Below are 17,706 nucleotides of genomic sequence, written 5' to 3' on the forward strand. Positions count from 1 at the left end.
TCATCAAGATATTGATAAGATTTTCTTTGGCTATTGCCCGCTTTTTTCTTAACTTTGTACAAATATTTATCTTAATCGATTTTGTCAAAACAAAAGTTTGAAAACTTCTCTCCGATCTCACCAATATCAAAAATTACTGAGGACTGATGACTAATAACTACTTTTTTTCTGGATGCGTCGCTTCCGGCGAAGCTGCACCCATTTGATTTATAGCAGCAATTAGCTGATAAAGTCGCCCCAAATCCCGCTGGTTGAAATGCAAAGTCAGGCGCGGCAGATCGAAAGTTGCATCTCCTATTTCCGGTTCCAAAGCTTGACTTTTTTCAATTTTTCCGGTGACAACAATATCGCTAAAATCAGCATTTAGCCGATCGACATTTTCCTCAGAAAGCTCTGTTTTCAAGCGAATTACCAGTTTTTCGCGCACGTAGCGGCAGGAGTGATAAACCAAATAAAAACTACCGATCGCCTCGCAAGCGACATTTACATCGTCAGTAATCGTATACAGGCTGCGATCGTCGGCTGAAATCAAACCCCGGCCCCGCAATTGTTTTTGCACAAAATAATTCCAATCGTGCCAATAATCTCCTCCGGGTCGATCGATCAATACCACAGGAGCCGGCCCGAACTTGCCAGTTTGAATCAAAGTCAGACACTCAAAAGCCTCGTCCAGAGTGCCGAAACCGCCGGGAAACAGAGCCAAAGCATCGCTCTCCCGGAGAAAAAATAACTTGCGAGTGAAAAAATATTTAAATTTGAGCAATTTGGGATCGCCGGCAATGAAAGGATTAGAACTCTGCTCGAAAGGTAACTGAATGTTCAGCCCAAAAGAACGTTCAGCAGTCGCCCCCTCGTTCCCCGCCTGCATAATTCCCCCGCCGCCGCCAGTAATCACCATAAACCCCTGCTGGGCGATAGCCCGCGCAAAGTCTCTGGCCATCAAATACTCCGCAGATTGCGGCGACACCCTCGCCGAACCAAAAATCACAATTTTGCGAACGTGGCGATAAGGATAAAACATCTCAAAAGCCTTTTCCATATCTCGCAGAGACGACGAGATAATTTTCCAGTCTAGGCGATCGATCTCCTCTCCGGCCATTTGCACTATAGTAGAGAGCGATCGTTCGATCCACTCTGAGTGCTTCAACATTGGGAAGCGATCGATCAAATCGATCAATTCAGCTTGGAGGGACTCAAGACCTTGACCAGACCCAGAAGGAATCATTAATTTTTCCGAAACGGTAACAATTTGTGGCTAATAAAAATTAAGGGGCAAGCCAAATTTAGAAGCCAATAGCCACCAGCAAATTGCCTTGCTGGCAACTAATAACTTTTCCAGTAGCTTTGCCCCGGTTCTGAAGCGAGTTAGCTTTCGCGGCCCAAAAAGAAAGAACAACGCGCACCGCTCGCAGTTGAGTTAAATGTACTTTTCCAGAGTGTTTGCCAGAGTAGTTTTCGGAACTGCCCCAACGACCATGTCCACCCGTTGACCGCCCTTAAATATCATCAGCGTCGGAATGCTGCGGATACCGTATTGGCTCGCCACGTTAGGATTCTCGTCGGTATTAACTTTTACTACCTTGACCTGCCCTTCATATTGCTGGGCAATTTCGTCTACGACGGGTGCCACCATCCGACAGGGCCCGCACCAGGGAGCCCAAAAATCCACTAGAACTGGAACTTCGCTATCGAGCACTTCCTGCTTAAAGGTAGAGTCGGTTACTTGCGCGGCTGCTGACATCCCTAGCCATCCTTGTAAATACTATTTCTCGGATAACAAGTCTAGCAAAAAATGTAACCACTTGCGTCAACGATTTTAACAGAAAGCTTATGAAGAAGAATGAAGAAGGCCTTAGGCTTCCGAAGGCAAAAGGAGGAGGGTTGAAAACAAAAGGCACTTATGTTTCCCAAGGCAGAAGGCATTCAGCAGAAAAATTCTCCCCCTATTACCCACTTTCCCACTTTCCCACTCTCCCACTCTCCCACTCTCCGGAGCTAAGAGCCTCTGCTCTGTACCTAGTAGGCAAGAGCGAAGATTTCCGGCAAAAAAGGAACCGCCCGAACAGTAGTCCGGGCGGAGTGTGGTGTGAGGAGTGAACGGAAACATTCGTCTCCGCTTCTTATATTGTGACATCTCCTTCTCGATAATTCCACAACATTCTGTAAATTTCGAGACTATTGAACAAATTTTGTCAAGGTACGCTGGTCTTGGGTCAGTAAATCTACTTACCCATGCCCAACTGCTGAGCTTTTTGATAGACTTTACCCTCAGTCAGCAGAGAAGGAGCAATTACCACTTCCACTTGCTGCATCTCCTTAATATCCTTAGCGCCCAAGGTGCCCATGCTAGTTTTCAGAGCTCCGAGCAAGTTGTGCGTACCGTCATCTAGCAGCGCAGGCCCGCGCAAAATTTGCTCCACAGTACCCGTAGTCCCGACGCGAATGCGAGTGCCGCGCGGCAAAACCGGGCTGGGAGTCGCCATCCCCCAGTGAAAGCCGCGGCCGGGAGCTTCGGCGGCCCTGGCAAAGGGCGAACCAATCATCACTCCATCTGCGCCGCAGGCAATGCACTTGCAGATATCGCCGCCGGTAATTAAACCGCCGTCAGCAATCACCGACACGTATTTTCCTGTTTCGCGATAGTAGTCGTCCCGCGCGGCGGCGCAGTCTGCTACCGCTGTGGCTTGGGGAACGCCGACACCCAATACGCCTCTAGACGTGCAAGCAGCCCCCGGCCCGATGCCCACGAGAATGCCCGCAGCGCCAGTTTTCATCAAATTCAGAGCGACTTCGTAGGTCACGCAGTTGCCCAAAATTACTGGTATCGGCATCTCTTGACAGAATTGAGTCAAATCTAAAGATGAGATCTCTTCAGGGGAAAGGAAAGCTGTTGAGACTACAGTTGCTTGCACAAAAAATATATCGGCTCCAGATTCAGCAACCGTCCGGCCGTATTTGCTCGCACCGGCGGGGGTACCGCTGACGGCGGCAATCCCTCCTCCAGCTTTAATTTCTTTAATTCTCAGGTCGATTAATTCTGGCTTGATGGGTTCGGCATAGAGTTGCTGCATCAGGGAAACAAATTCGTGGTTCCCGACACTGGCGATGCGCTCTAATATTGGCTGGGGGTCGGCATAGCGGGTTTGAATCCCTTCTAGGTTGAGCACGCCCATTGCTCCCAATTCCGACAGCAAAATCGCCATGCGGACATCGACTACTCCATCCATTGCGCTGGCGATGATCGGGATTTCTCTATCGATCCCGCCAATCTGCCACTTGGTATCTGCCAAACTCGGATCGAGGGTGCGCTGTCCTGGTACGAGCGCGATTTCATCTATGCCGTAAGCTCGGCGAGCACTTTTGCCCCGCCCAATTTCAATATTCACGCTGTTTCACTTCCACAAGGTATTTAAATTAGAGTAACAAAAAGTTAGCCGGCCCGAGTGTAGCTATCGCACGGCTGTCTTTAAAAAAAGCTCGGCACTAATTCTGATTGTATCCTAATTATATGAAATCGAAGGGGGTGCTTTTCCTCAGTAACGGCCACGGGGAAGATGCAATTAACTGTCAAATTCTCAAAGCTTTGAGAGTATCTGGCGCGGATGTTGATGTTTCGGCGATGCCGGTTGTCAGTGACGGGGCTGCTTACAGCCGATCGACCGTGTGCGAATTATTGGGCCTACCAGTCAAATGCCGTCAGGTGGCGTTTTTTACATGAATCCCCTGTTTTTCGCCAAAGGTGTTGGAACCCGGTTAATTGCTTTGACTTGGGAGCAATTGCAGGCTGTTTGGACGCATTCCCGCCACTGCGATTTGGTGGCGACTGGGGCTGTTGTCGATCGGGCGATCTGTCCATCAACCTCGCGCCCCGATATAATTTTTCTGTCGGATCGTTCTAGTTATTACCAGGGGCGAGTCGATTTGGGTTTAATCTTGTGGCAGTTGCTTTGCTCCGAGAAATGTCTGGCGGTTTTTACTAGAGATGCTTTGACTGCTGCTGACTTAAACCGACAGGGTTTAAAGAAAGCTCAGTTTGTCGGCGCGATCGCAAATTCCGACATTTCAAGCCATACCCTCCAGCAGCAAGGTAATCTTGTCAATTCCCTCCACATAAACCAGCTCCCCCGGTTTAAAAGTTATGCGTTTATCGCAGCGGAGCGGACCATCAACTGCTGTGGAATGCGACGAAGCCGAATTTGTCAGGCCGAATTTCTTCTTCTACGATCGCTTTTTCCAAATGCCTGACACTCATGATTTTTGGCTACTAATTCCAAGTTTGCCACAACTTTGAGATGCGATAAACTTATAGCTTGACTCGCTAACTCCTTAATTCCCAACTACGCTTCAACTATCAGAGTAATGTTGTCAAGTCTCACGACGCGAACCAAGTCACCCGGTTTTAAAGTTATTTTTCTATCGCACTTAGCGGGCCACCAACTGCTTTGAAAGCGGACGAGGCCGCATTTATTAGGCCGAATTTCTTCTTCTACAATCGCTTTTTCTAAATAGCTGACGGTCATCATTTTTTGCTCCTAATTGCTAATTTTTCGTAATTTTGAGATGCTAAAAACTGATAGTCCTAGTCCCTAAACCATTGATTTATAACGACGCTTCAACTATTAAAGTAATATTGTCAATTCCGACTACGCGAACCTCGTCACCGGGTTCAAAAGTCAGGTCTCGATCGCACTTCGCCGGCCACCAACTGTTTTGGAAACGAACACGACCGCACTCATGAGGTCGAATTTCTTCATCCACGATCGCTTTTTCGGAATTGTCAAAATTCATGATTGCTTGCTCCCGATTGTAGATTTGCCTTAACTTTCAGAATTGATGACAAACGACGCTGCAACTATCAAAGTAATATTGTCAATTCCCACGACGCGAACCACCTCACCGGGTTCAAAAGTCATGTCTCGATCGCACTTCGCCGGCCACCAACTGTTTTGGAAACGAACGCGACCGGGCTCATTAGGTCGAATTTCTTCATCCACGATCGCTGTTTCAAGATCGTTAATAGACATAGTTGCTTGCTCCTAAATATAAACTCGACTCGATCGGTGTGTAAGTTAGAAGCTTGTCCGTCAACTTCCCCTCCACACTCAACAGTATCCCCTGCCAACCTCGGCCGTGTCAGTCGGTAAAAGTCTATACAAGTCCACTGTTTGAGGGTGTAAGCGAGTCGGAAAAAGTCTGTTAAAGTTGTGTCAGATAGGTAACGCTAAACCTGGTGACTAAATGGAAGCCGATCGTGCACTGGATTTTACAAACTCGTTACTTGTGGCTCGAAACCTGAAAACTCTCGACAACCTTGACAGCGCTATCTTTCGCGCAGCTTGGCAAGGGGTGCAAGGCAGGACGTACCAACAGGTTGCAGATAGTGAAGGGTATGGAGTAGGGACTGTTAAGGATGCTGCCTCTAATTTGTGGAAGCGACTTTCAGCGCTGTTTGGAGAAGGCGAAAAAATTAAAAGAGACAACCTTCAAGCTGTTGTAGAGCGGTATTGGCGCAGCTACTCGAAACTCGAACCGCAGTCGGGACAAATTGTTCCGGCCCAAGTATCTCTCGGACTTGATTCGGAGTTGGATATGGAAAACCCGAATTTTTTGGGCCGGTTCGGGGCGATCGAAGATCTCAATACTCTTGTCGCCCAAGGAGCTAAAGTGATTGTCATCCAAAGCGCCGGCGGTATGGGCAAAACGACTTTAGCCAGACAGTATCTCAAATCTCAAGGGTTCGATCGGGTAATTGAACTGTTGATGGCAAAAGAGACAGAGAACATCACTGCCTTAGAAAGCGCGATCGAAGAATGGCTCAAGCAAGACTTTCAGGAAGAACCAGGGCCAGACTTTGGCGTCACCCTGGGGCGGCTGAAGCGACAGCTTCAGACTCACAAAGTCGGCGTATTGATTGATAATTTGGAAGCCGCACTCGACGGACAAGGTAAGTTTATTGAACCGCACCGGCTTTACGTGGAACTGTTGCGAGTTTTGGCTGACGCGGAGGTGCAGTCGGTAACGCTGATTACCAGTCGCGATCGGCTTTGCGATTCAGACGTAACCGTCGAACACTACCTGCTTCCGGGATTAGAGGTGGAAGTTTGGCAGCAATTTTTTAGCGATCGCAATATTAAGATAGATCCTGTCGCCCTCAAGGAAATGCACAAAGTTTACGGCGGTAATGCCAAAGCAATGGGCATCCTTTGGGGCACAATGCGAGAAGATTTTGACGGAGATATGGCGGCTTACTGGCTGGAAAACAGCGACCATCCGCTCGTTGAAACTGACTTAAAAAATTTAGTTACCAGTCAGTTTAACCGCCTGCAAGAACTCGATTTGGAAGCCTATCAACTCCTCTGTCGCTTGGGCTGTTACCGCTATCAAGACGTGCCGACAGTCCCTACTGACGGGCTTTTGTGTTTGCTGTGGGACCTGCCCGAAGCCGGACGCCGACAAATCATTAAATCGCTGTTGCACCGATCGCTAGTCGAGTCTCAGAAGGGCGAATACTGGCTGCATCCAGCCATTCGGGAAGAAGCGGTCGATCGGCTCTCGCCCGGAGACTGGGAGACTGCCAACCGCAAAGCAGCCGAGTTCTGGACCGAGAGCGTAGAGATTATTGAGACTGTAGAAGATGCGTTGAAAGCTTTTGAAGCTTACTATCATTATGTGGCAATTAGCTGTTTCGAGCAGGCCGCGAGCGTCATCCTCAAAAAAATCAATATCCAGTTTGCCAAAGATTACAAGCTCGGTCGAGCACTCTACACATTAGGTTTCTTGCAGCCAATAATTTCAGCAACTACTCGCATCGTCAACAATGTAACTTCTGATTATTATTTGAGCGGTCTTTACAGTATTTTAGGCGTTTGTTACCGGATCTTAGGGGAGATCAATCAAGCCATAGAATGCCACCAAATATCGGAAATAAAAGCAACTAAATCTTTGCAAATTATAGCGAAAAGTAGCGAACCGGAAAACGGCAAACAAGCTAATCTGGAATTCTGGAAAGTTAACGCTGCAATTAATATAGGTTTTTGTCAAATAGAAATGCGGGAATTGGAATCAGCTATGGAGATATTTGTCAAGCTGAAAACTTCGCGGGACGAAATTGGGATTAACAGCTATTCGATCGATGTCGGCTTAGCTTTCCTCAACTCCTGTGTCGGAGCCAAAAAAGAGGCGGAAGAGCTCGCCGAAAAACTTTATACAGATCGGGAAGAGAGTCAGTTGGTGGGTACGGGATACAAATTAGTTTTTCTTGCCGCCACCTATCAAAACCTGGGAGACACAAAGAAAGCTTTGAGCTTGTACCGCCAAGCGATCGCGACCGCCGACCAAAACCAGTACAGCACCATCAAAGCCAAAGCTCTCAGCGGTACAGCCGCGCTGTACCGAGAACGGGGAGAATTTGACCAAGCCCTGCAGCACCATGCAGAAGCAATAGAAATACTCGATCGAGCCAGCGCTAAATTAGACCGAGCCGAAGCTTGCTATCAACTAGCACTGACAGAACAAAAACTTGGTAACATCGAGAAAACCCAAGAAAATTTTGACCGCGCCATTCAACTTTTCAGCGAAATGGACGCTAGCAAACAAGTAGAAAAAGTACAGTTAGCCGCAACAAAAAAAATATAAAAAATACCTAATTAATCTAGCAACAAATCAGAAAATAGATACAATAAACGAAAGAACAACCATAAATTTTGTTGACATGAAACTAAAACGATTGGGACACGTAGCCGTCTGCGTGCAAGATATAGAGAAGTCCGCTGAGTTCTATCTAAACTTGGGCATGGAGTTAGTCTGGAAAGATGCAGACTGGGCTTATTTGAAAGCAGGAGAGGACGGATTGGCGCTGTTGAGTCCGACTTACGACCAAGCAGGGCCGCATTTTGGGTTTGTATTTGACGATCGTACCGAAATGGAATCCGCCTACCAACAACTCAAAGCCGATGGTGTTTCAGTCACCCACATTCACGAACACCGCGACGGTACAGCATCTTTTTACGGCAGAGACCCTGACGGTAACGGTTTTGAATACCTTTACGAACCGGCTTGACGATTCTCGGACTTGCGGATCGATCGGGCTATTCCGTAATGGGGAACCGCCCGCTGTCACCTCAAACCTGGATTTTTCGTTCCAAATTCGGGTAATGTGCGCACAGTGCACCCTAGATGGAGATTGGTGCTCAGTGCGCACCCTAGGAGATTGTTGTGCCCGCGCACTCCTAGCCCGTTGCTGAGGGCCCGGAACCTTCGTAGAACTGCCCGAATAATGTGAGATACTCACACCGACGCTCCTACAGTAAGGTGCAGGCTCTGAATCCGAACTATATCCAGAACTTCCGAAAATCCGCTCGATAATCTAAAATCTAAAATCTAAAATCTAAAATCCTCATGTTGCAGAGAATACAAGTCAGAAACCGCTGGAAATTCATCTTCAAACCCTGGGAAGAAGCAGACCCTTGGCTGTTTGCCGCTTGCATCGGCCTCACCATCTTCGGGGGAATCATGATCCGCAGCGTCGAAATCAACCAGGGGCTGATCGACTGGTGGCGGCACTGGGTAACTGGGGCAGTCGGTTTGTTCCTTGCCATCATCATTTCCCGCTGCCGCTACCAAGTACTGCTTGAGTGGAAATGGCCGATTTACATATTAATTAATTTGTCGCTGATCGCAGTGCGGTTTATCGGTACTACAGGGCTCGGTGCCCAGCGGTGGATCAACATCGGCGGCTTTTACCTGCAACCGTCAGAATTTGCCAAAGTAGGGATGATTGTCACTTTAGCAGCTCTCCTGCACGACAAGACTGTCCCCACGGTGGCTAATATGTTGAGGATGCTGGCGATTATGGCTGTACCCTGGGGATTGATATTTGCCGAACCAAATTTAGGTACTTCCTTGGTGTTCGGCGCGATCACAATGGGGATGTTTTACTGGGGTAATGTCAATCCCGGCTGGCTAATATTGCTATTCTCTCCTCTAATCTCAGTTCTTCTCAATAACCTGTCTACACCGATTTGGATAGCCTGGGTAGTTGTTGCGGGTATTATCGCTTGGCGATCGCTACCTTGGCCCTGGTTGGGGACTTTCGGTGCTGTGCTGGTGAACGTTGTTTCGGGACACGTCGGACATCTTTTTTGGAATGTGCTCAAGGATTATCAAAAAATGCGTCTGACAGGGTTTTTAAACCCCGAGAAAGACCCTTTAGGCAGCGGATACCACTTGATTCAATCTCGAATTGCTATTGGGGCTGGGGAACTCAAAGGCAGGGGTTTGTTTCACGGAACGCAAACTCAGCTTAACTTTATTCCCGAACAGCATACAGACTTTATCTTTTCAGCTATTGGCGAAGAATTGGGCTTTATTGGCTGCATTTGCGTACTGGTGGTGTTTTGGATAATTTGTTTCCGGTTGGTGACGATCGCTCAAACTGCTAACGATAATTTTGGTTCTTTGCTGGCGATCGGCGTACTGTCAATGTTGATTTTTCAAGTGTTCGTAAATATTGGGATGAACATTGGCTTGGCTCCGGTTACGGGCATTCCGCTGCCTTTCCTGAGTTACGGGAATGCGTCGCTGCTGAGTAATTTTCTCGGGCTGGGACTGGTGGAGTCGGTGGCGAACCAGCGACAGCGCAAGAAGCGTTGGAATTAGGTCATTCGTAATTGGTAATTGCTAATTGCAGGACTTACGCAGAACCTCTATGTTTAGGGCGCAGCGCACAAGAGCGCCTTACCGTTATAATTTGCCCGTCAAACCAGTTCTTGCGTCTAGGGCTATAATTGCTAATTAGGAATTAGCAATTATAGCCCTTTCAAATAGCCCTAATACCTCTGTAGTGAGGACTAAATTTCTCAATATTTCATGAGAAATTTAGTCCTCACTACACACGTGATAACGCTTATTTTATGCGACTAGATATGAGCAGATTATATCGTTTCTTTTCGTACCTAAATAAGAATTTTAGGAGTGCAGCAGTGCAACCTTCCCACTGGCTATTGAGATGGCCCAGCCAAGCGGGACGCACAGCAAAGCAGGGTATAATTCCGATGTTACCGTATTTGATATTATTCGTTCATATTCTTGTATGTAGCAACGGCAGAAGGCGAACTCCGGTTTAAATAGCGGAATATCCAATACTTAAATACCGTATCCAAGATAACTGGAAATGTCGCAATGAACAAAAATATGAACTGCCTATTTTCTGGCAGCCCCAAATGCCTCGATACACCTTCGAGAACTACTTCCCAGCCGTGAGGCGAGTGGAATCCGACAAACACATCCGTAAACAAAATAATTACGAAAGCTTTAGCACTGTCGCTGAGGCCGTAAATCACATCATCCATGAAAGATTTTAAAATCTCAATCTCTTTCTTGTTAGTGACGATAATCGCGGCAAAGGCTATGCAGGAAATCAAATCGGCAAAAATATTTTTAATAGCTCCACCACTTTCAGAGCGGTATTCCTCCGCTAGTTCAATAGCTTTATCGGCAATCTTATTTTCCGTTTCTTCTAAAGAAAGCGACGGAGCCAAGCCTATTAACCTTTGAAATTTGAGGTGCTGCTCAAATCTCTCTAGTTCTTGCAAGGCTTCTTCTTCCAGGTTAACATTGAGGAATATTGGTGCATTTTGCTGGGATCTAAAATGGTCAACTACGGGCCCGACTATAAAGTTTTTGGAAATTTGATTTGTCAACAGCGGAACTAAAATCAAAAGCAAAATAAATCTCAGAGATATGACTGTTTTTACTTTGGAATTGCGGAAATTTTTAACTACTTCTTTTTCCGATTCCGGGTCTAACTCTTTAGTAATTCGATTCAAAGTTCCCAAAAGCGAGCGAGGCAATAGATTGACCTCTTCAAAGTTAGTATCAACCTCGCCATCGTGAATTTGAACTGAATTAGCTGAACCTTTATTGGCGTCAGGTTTAGATCTGCTATTTGTAGAGTTCACCTGCTGATTTACTGAAGTGGCAACCGGGACAATTGCAGTTGATTTACTATTATTAATGTACTTGTCGATGACTCCATCAATAAATTCTAGCTTCTCAAATAGAAGGGAGGCTCGATCTTTATTGTCGAGATGTAATCCGTGCCGATCGTGATCCGCGCTTTGCCCCGCCTTCGGTTTTGCCCCAACTCGCTCCGGCAGTTCCAAAAAAGAACGGCTAGCATTAAACTCAACCATTCGGGTTTGGATGACCTTGAGGTATTTTTGCAGTTCGGATTTAAAGTAAGACAGGGTGCTGTGTCCGTAATCTCCCGATCGAGGGGAGATTCTTTGGCCGCCAAAATGCTCGTCTTCGATCGCCTTAATTGCTAACGCAGCATCATAAGCCTGTTCTAAGGCCCTGTCAGGCGTTTCTCGATACCATTGGTGAGCGCTGTAGAGATATTTTACAATCCTGTTCCAGGGAGAAGTATTCATAGCTAAAGCTGGTTAGTTGGCTGTAGACATTAGTGATTAAAGTATTCACGGTATGGTAACAAATTTACATAAACTCGGAACCGAAGCCTCGGATTCAATTTGGATTGTCGGAGCCGCCCGCAGTGGCAAAACCGCTCGTTTAGTCGAGCAGTTCTGCATTTGGAGCCAAACTGTCAAGCCTGTGCCACCCAAAGTTTCAGACCGGTGGCGTTCCGGGCGCCGGCGGGCCGGACAAACTGCCCCAGCAATTTTAGTCTTAGCAGCTAACGGAGACAACCGGCTAGAATTGGCCGATCGCATCGCCGTCGCTACCCAAGGAAAATATACCTTTCACTCGACAACGCCCTTCGGGTTTTTTGAGCAGGAGGTATTGCTATTTTGGCCCCTGCTAGTTCAGTCGCTGGATTTGAGGGCTCAATTTCCCCTGCGGCTGCAACCTGAAACAGAACTGGAACTTGCCGCCAGACTCTGGCGTCGCGAACTAGACGAAGGCATTTTGCAACAAACAGGGGTAAGCCCAAACCGAATGGTGCGTCGAACACTAGACTTATTACAACTTGCTGCTGTCAGCGGTACGCCGAGAGAAGAGATTCCCAGCATTCTGGAACAGGGATTTGCTGGTGACGGCGGCTCGAACAACCTGTGGACTAGCATGGGAGAGTTGCTGGAAAGGTGGCGGGAATGGTGCTTGACGCGGGGGCTGCTGACTTACGGGATTGTTTGCGAACTCTACTGGCGCTATTTGTTGCCGGATGCCACTTACCAGCAGCATTTGGCTTCTAGATACCAAGCTGTAATAGCAGACGATGTTGACGATTATCCGGCGATTAGCGGCCATTTGTTCGATCGAATGCTCGACCAAGGTGCGGCGGGGGCGTTCTCCTACAATCGGGATGGAGGAGTGCGTTTGGGCTTGGGGGCTGACACGGAATACCTAGCCCGACTCGAAAACCGCTGTCAAAGCGTGGAAAATTTGGACGCAAAAGCCGGTTTAGCCCCAGAGATTGGGGATGTAGCGGTAAGTTTAGCAGTTAATTCTGAGGGTTTTTATCCTTTAGGCTTGAGTTTGCCCGGATCGGTTCGATCGCTCCAAACCACTTCCCGGGCTCAATTGCTGCGAGAAACCGCCGAAATTATCGTGGATGCGGTGAAGTCAAAAGCCGTGGAACCGCAGGAAATCGCTGTAATTGCTCCCGGGATGGATGCGATCGCGCGTTACAGTTTAACGGAAATTCTCGCCCGAGATCGGATCGCGGCCACCTCCCTCAACGATCAGCGTCCCCTATCGAGTACGCCAGAGATTCGAGCTTTGCTCACTTTGTTAGCGTTAGTTTATCCGGGACTCGGCCGTTTAGTCGATCGAGACGGCGCAGCCGAAATGCTGGTAGTGTTGGGCAGCCAGAAACACCGTTCATTGGAAACAGAAGATTCCAACCCCACGTTCAATCTAAAATCTCAAATCCCAAATCAAAAATCGATCGACCAAGTGAGAGCAGGTTTAATCGCCGATCACTGTTTTTGCCCAAATATCGAGCGACCTCAATTGCTGGCAATTACAGCCTTTCCCCGGTGGGACAGACTGGGACACCGAGCCGCTCTTGCCTACGAGCAGATTGTGGAGTGGATCGAACAACAGCGGTCGCAACAGCAGGAGCGGCTGTTGCCGAGTCCAATTGCCCTGCTCGATCGAGCGATCCAGAAATTTCTCATGAACGACAGATACCTCCCTTACGATCGGCTAGCAGCCCTGCGCGAGTTAATGGAAACCGCCGGCCACTACTGGGAAATACAGGGGCGTCTGCAGCGTGTAGAACCAACAAACGCTGGCGACTCAGAAACGATCGCCCGCTTCATCCAATTGTTGCGCCAAGGAACCGTCACCGCCAACCCATTTCCAGTGCGTTCAGAAGGCCCAGAAGCGCAAGCCGTCACCCTCGCCAACATCTTCCAGTACCGCAGCAGCCGCCGCGCCCACAAATGGCACTTTTGGCTGGATGCCGGCTCGCCCCTGTGGCTGAGTGGGGGTGCGGCGACATTGTTTGGTGCTCCCTTATTTTTGCGATCGCAACAGGGGCATCCGTGGCAAACCGAAGAGGAAACGGCTGCCGACCAACAGCGACTGCGGCGAATTCTGCTAGATTTGTTAAGTCGCTGTTCCCTGCTTTACCTTTGCCACAGCGAACTAGCCGTCAATGGACAAGAGCAAACCGGGCCACTTCTGCCCCTCATTCACAGCTCAGTTTCTTGTCAGCAGTCAGCTTAAGGCATTCGGCTTCAGAAGGCAAGAGGCACATATGTATTCGGTATTCGGCAGGAGGAAAGAAAAAAATATTAATGCAAAGGTTTTTATTTTTCCCCTTCTGGATAAATAGCCCGGGCTGACTCGACGCCCGACTTCTACCTTCGCTCAAAATGCGGCGATATTAAAGTATACCCAAAATAGAGATCAAAACGTGCAATCATTAATATTTTGAGCTCAAAAGATGCCCGGCTTAAAAAATATCTGTAGCCGTTGCAGTTTTGATTTAGTATGCTAGAAATGATCGGGATTATTAATCAATTTTAAGCCAGATTTGTGGCAACAAACTGATACTAATCAATCAGTTCTTAAAGTTAATCGGGATCGTCGTTTAAAGGAGCCAAAATAATGCCAGCTGCAGTACCAGAAGGATTTCTCCAACCAGTAGGATTTCTCGAAGGTGAGCCGATATTCAACCTCGGGGGTGACGAAACGATCGGGCCAACTCCGGTCACAGAGCCAACTCCGGCGCCAGAGCCGACTCCGACGCCAACTCCGACTCCGACTCCGACTCCAACACCAACTCCGACTCCAACACCAACTCCCTCCGGGGACGACACATTTGGCGGCATAGACGACACATTGGGCGGAGGCACAGGTACCCTACCCTCAACGATCGGCGGCGTGCTCCGCGGCGGAGAAACCAACGACTCCTTAGTTGGCAGTCCCGGCCCCGACGTGATTTCCGGGCTGCAAGGCAACGACAACCTGCAAGGAGCCGACGGCGACGATTTAATATTCGGGGCAGATGATGACGACGTGCTGTTCGGCGCGACTGGCAACGACGTTCTAGACGGCGGTTCAGGACTCGATACCATGTACGGAGGCAAAGGCAACGACTCCCTCGACGGGGGAAATAACCCTGACCTGCTGTACGGCAATGACGGCAACGACACGGTAATCGGAGGCGAAGGCAGAGACACGGCTTACGGCGGCAAAGGCAGCGACAGCTTGCGCGGCGGTGCTGGCGACGATAGCTTTTTGGGCGATCGAGGCGACGACATCGTTTGGGGCGACCAAGGTAACGACTCGCTCTTCGGCGGCGACGGCGAGGACTTGCTATTTGGCAACGAAGGAGGCGACTGGCTCTACGGAAACGCCGGCGGGGACACATTTTTTAGCGGCGACGGGGACGACATCGTATTCGGCGGCGACGGCGACGACATCGTGGACGGCGGTGCGGGCAACGACGTTATTTGGGGCGAAGCAGGCAAAGACGTAGTGGCAGGAGGCGAAGGCAGAGATGTCTTCGTCATCGGTGCCTTCAGTTCCCCCAGTGGCAGCAGCAACGGCACTAACCCGGCATTTCTCACCACAGGCGGCCCAGATCTCGCCGATGCCGACATTTTCACAGACTTTCGCCAAGGCGAAGATGCGATCGGGTTAAGTGGCGACCTCAAGTTTGAAGATTTGGTAATCTTCCAAAGCACCGAGACCAAAGCCGGCAGTACGATTATTCGCAACGGCGTCAGCGGCGACTTCTTAGCAGTATTGCCCGGAGTAGACAGTAGAACCCTAGGGCGAAGCTCATTTGTAATTGCCCCGACAGTTCCAGGCAGCGCAACTCCGCTTCCCCTGCCGACGCCAACAGACAGTCCGACGCCGACGCCGACAGCAAGTCCGACGCCGACGCCGACAGCAAGTCCGACGCCGACGCCGACAGCAAGTCCGACACCGACGCCGACAGCAAGTCCGACACCGACGCCGACAGACGGCCCGCCGCCGACGTTCCCGACGCCGACAGCAAGTCCGACGCCAACGTTCCCGACACCGACAGCAAGTCCGACGCCGACGCCAACGTTCCCGACGCCGACGCCGACGCCCATCCTTAACCAGCCTCCAAGAGCAGTTAACGACAACTTCACCACGGTTGCGGGTCAAGAACTCAGTCTCAACGTTCTGTTGAACGACACTGACGCGGACAAGAACTTTCTTACTGTCACGACTTTTACTCCAGCAGGCAAGGGGAGCCTGGTTCCCGTGGGCGGCGGCGTATTCAAATACACCCCGAATCCGGGCTTCTCGGGTACTGACAGCTTCAGCTACTCGATCTCAGACGGTAACGGCGGCACAAGTCAAGCGGTAGCAACCATCCGCGTCAGCAGCCCGCCGCAGCTAGTAATTAACGACGGTGTGGTGGTTGCCAAAAGTTCTCCTACCCAGACAATCACCGCTGCGGATTTGTTAGTCACCGATCCCGACAACACGCCGTCGGAAATCTTTTACACGATTACCAAAGCCCCCGACGCTACCAGAGGTTTTGTCCAAAGGGGCACCACCTTTCTCAACGTCGGCGGCAAATTCACGCAAGACGATATCAACAACAACATTGTCAAATACAACCTCCTGGCGACAGGTGGCAGCGACAGTTTCACGTTTACAGCCTCCGACGGGTCTGCAACTATCGGGCCGGCATCCTTCAGCATCACCGTGGTAGATAATATTGTCGATCGCAGCGCACTCCCGGCAAGCACATTTACAGGCAGCAACCTCAGCGACTTCATCCTCGGCGGGGCCGGCGACGATACCCTATCTGGGGGCGACGGCAACGACATCATCGACGGCAGTGGCGCCAACGATCTCGAATTCGGTGAAGCAGGAAACGACTCGGTGGTGGGTGCGATCGGCAACGACTCCCTCGACGGCGGACTCGGCAACGACACCCTCGACGGCCAAGACGGCATAGACTCGCTGATCGGCGGACTGGGCAACGACCTGATGTTCGGCGGCAATGACAATGACAACCTCTTGGGCGGTGAAAACAACGACACCATTGACGGCGGAACAGGCAATGACTCGATATTGGGAGAATCCGCTGACGACTCGATACTTGGAGGACTCGGCACCGACACCTTACTTGGTGGCATAGGCGACGACTCCCTCGACGGCGGTGCAGGCGACGATATCCTCGACGGCGGACTGGGCAGAAACTTGCTCGACGGCGGTCTCAATAACGATTCCATATCCGGCGGCGACAACGATGACACGATTTTGGGTGGAGGAGGCAACGACACGGGACTCGGAGGTTCGGGCAATGACTACGTGTTGGGCGAGGCCGGCACCGACTCCCTCGACGGCCAAGCGGGCGACGACACTCTCGACGGCGGTGCAGGCAGCGACTGTCTCAGCGGCGCCTTCGGCAATGACTTGGTATTGGGCGGCGATGACAACGACTCGCTTTCCGGCGGTGCAGGCAATGACATTTTGGGTGGCGGTGCCGGTTCAGACTTGCTCACGGGCGATGCTGGCAATGATTTCTTCTACTACGAAACTCCCAGCGAAGGCGTGGACGTGATTGCTGACTTTAACGCTAACGGCAGCGAGACCGACAGGTTTTTGTTCAGGTCGTCAAATTTCGCAGGTTTAACCAACTCAGGAACTACTCTCGATTTCACCAGTTTTATCGTCAGGAATATCGGGTCTAGCGGCGACAACATCAGCAAGCAATCAGTCATTTTGTTTGAATCTAAATTTGATAACGCTCAAGCAGTAAATGCTGTGTTGAAAAATCAAAACGGTTCGAGCAAGACGGGAGCTTTCTTCGTGTACCTGAACAATACTTTTAACAAGTACGTTCTCGGCTTCGACCCGAATGTGGCAGATGACAGTCTCCCAGCTTTCGATTTGGGAGTTTTGAATTCTATTCCTACAGTGCCGGGAGCGCTCAGCACCGTCATTACTGCATCTGACTTTAAGTTTATTTAGTAGTTTTTGAGTAGCGTCGCAAGGAGTCGGAACAATGCCAAGTGCAGTACCAGTAGCTTTTTTTCTCCAAGAGGGGCCACCGTTCGTGTTAGTGGATGAGAACGGGGAGATTTCGGATATCATCGGCACGCTACCAGACCCGATGACGGGGACGGACGTGATGATGACGGACACGGGGACAACGACAACTACAACGGACACGGGGACAACGACAACTACAACGGACACGGGGACAACGACAACTACAACGGACACGGGGACAACGACAAC

General features: G+C 49.8%; 14 protein-coding genes. 7 read left to right on the forward strand and 7 right to left on the reverse strand.

Going from position 1 to position 17,706, the window contains the following annotated elements:
* Positions 1-157: 157 nt before the first annotated feature.
* The 3 genes from QUA13_RS06125 to QUA13_RS06135 all read right to left on the reverse strand — a co-directional run bounded on the left by QUA13_RS06125 (position 158) and on the right by QUA13_RS06135 (position 3,386).
* Entirely contained in the window at positions 158-1,225 is a 1,068-nt protein-coding gene (locus tag QUA13_RS06125; protein ID WP_333197423.1) for an LOG family protein, read from the reverse strand.
* 192 nt (positions 1,226-1,417) lie between these two features.
* On the reverse strand, positions 1,418-1,741 hold the full coding sequence (gene trxA / locus QUA13_RS06130) for a thioredoxin (RefSeq protein WP_006631199.1): 324 nt from the start codon (positions 1,739-1,741) through the stop codon (positions 1,418-1,420).
* Between the two features lie 481 nt (positions 1,742-2,222).
* Complete coding sequence (locus tag QUA13_RS06135; RefSeq protein WP_172185365.1) at positions 2,223-3,386, reverse strand: GuaB3 family IMP dehydrogenase-related protein; 1,164 nt, start codon at positions 3,384-3,386, stop codon at positions 2,223-2,225.
* Between the two features lie 122 nt (positions 3,387-3,508).
* Here QUA13_RS06135 and QUA13_RS06140 point away from each other — a divergent pair, with 122 nt between their 5' ends.
* Complete coding sequence (locus QUA13_RS06140; protein WP_333197427.1) at positions 3,509-3,718, forward strand: hypothetical protein; 210 nt, start codon at positions 3,509-3,511, stop codon at positions 3,716-3,718.
* Positions 3,715-4,245 carry a hypothetical protein gene (locus QUA13_RS06145; protein WP_333197429.1) on the forward strand — a complete coding sequence of 177 codons (531 nt, stop codon included), beginning with the start codon at positions 3,715-3,717 and terminating at the stop codon, positions 4,243-4,245. Before QUA13_RS06140 ends, QUA13_RS06145 begins: the two co-directional genes overlap by 4 nt.
* A gap of 92 nt (positions 4,246-4,337) precedes the next feature.
* Here QUA13_RS06145 and QUA13_RS06150 read toward each other — a convergent pair whose 3' ends face one another.
* The 3 genes from QUA13_RS06150 to QUA13_RS06160 form a co-directional block, all read right to left on the reverse strand.
* Positions 4,338-4,523 (reverse strand): NfeD family protein, encoded by a 186-nt coding sequence (locus QUA13_RS06150; protein WP_246276605.1) that lies wholly within the window; start codon positions 4,521-4,523, stop codon positions 4,338-4,340.
* A 76-nt stretch (positions 4,524-4,599) separates the two neighbouring features.
* A complete protein-coding gene (locus QUA13_RS06155; RefSeq protein WP_172185367.1) occupies positions 4,600-4,788 on the reverse strand; it encodes an NfeD family protein in 189 nt (62 codons plus the stop codon).
* Between the two features lie 29 nt (positions 4,789-4,817).
* A complete protein-coding gene (locus QUA13_RS06160; protein ID WP_172185369.1) occupies positions 4,818-5,024 on the reverse strand; it encodes an NfeD family protein in 207 nt (68 codons plus the stop codon).
* Positions 5,025-5,238: 214 nt separating this feature from the next.
* Between QUA13_RS06160 and QUA13_RS06165 the strand changes: the two genes are divergently transcribed.
* The 3 genes from QUA13_RS06165 to rodA all read left to right on the forward strand — a co-directional run bounded on the left by QUA13_RS06165 (position 5,239) and on the right by rodA (position 9,657).
* Positions 5,239-7,635, forward strand: a complete 2,397-nt coding sequence (locus QUA13_RS06165; protein WP_333197432.1) for a tetratricopeptide repeat protein — start codon at positions 5,239-5,241, stop codon at positions 7,633-7,635.
* 76 nt (positions 7,636-7,711) lie between these two features.
* Positions 7,712-8,059, forward strand: a complete 348-nt coding sequence (locus QUA13_RS06170; protein WP_333197434.1) for a VOC family protein — start codon at positions 7,712-7,714, stop codon at positions 8,057-8,059.
* A 338-nt stretch (positions 8,060-8,397) separates the two neighbouring features.
* Entirely contained in the window at positions 8,398-9,657 is a 1,260-nt protein-coding gene (gene rodA, locus QUA13_RS06175) for a rod shape-determining protein RodA (RefSeq protein WP_333189796.1), read from the forward strand.
* A 413-nt stretch (positions 9,658-10,070) separates the two neighbouring features.
* Here the strand turns inward: rodA and QUA13_RS06180 are convergent, their stop codons facing one another.
* Entirely contained in the window at positions 10,071-11,432 is a 1,362-nt protein-coding gene (locus tag QUA13_RS06180; RefSeq protein WP_333197436.1) for a proton extrusion protein PcxA, read from the reverse strand.
* Between the two features lie 52 nt (positions 11,433-11,484).
* Here QUA13_RS06180 and QUA13_RS06185 point away from each other — a divergent pair, with 52 nt between their 5' ends.
* Together QUA13_RS06185 and QUA13_RS06190 are read left to right on the forward strand one after the other, a co-directional pair.
* Positions 11,485-13,695 (forward strand): recombinase family protein, encoded by a 2,211-nt coding sequence (locus QUA13_RS06185; protein ID WP_333197438.1) that lies wholly within the window; start codon positions 11,485-11,487, stop codon positions 13,693-13,695.
* A gap of 384 nt (positions 13,696-14,079) precedes the next feature.
* Positions 14,080-17,436: an Ig-like domain-containing protein gene (locus tag QUA13_RS06190; RefSeq protein ID WP_333197440.1), complete on the forward strand. Its 3,357-nt coding sequence runs from the start codon at positions 14,080-14,082 to the stop codon at positions 17,434-17,436.
* Positions 17,437-17,706 lie beyond the last annotated feature (270 nt).

The sequence above is a fragment of the Microcoleus sp. S28C3 genome, assembly GCF_036700785.1.
Taxonomy (GTDB): domain Bacteria; phylum Cyanobacteriota; class Cyanobacteriia; order Cyanobacteriales; family Microcoleaceae; genus Microcoleus; species Microcoleus asticus.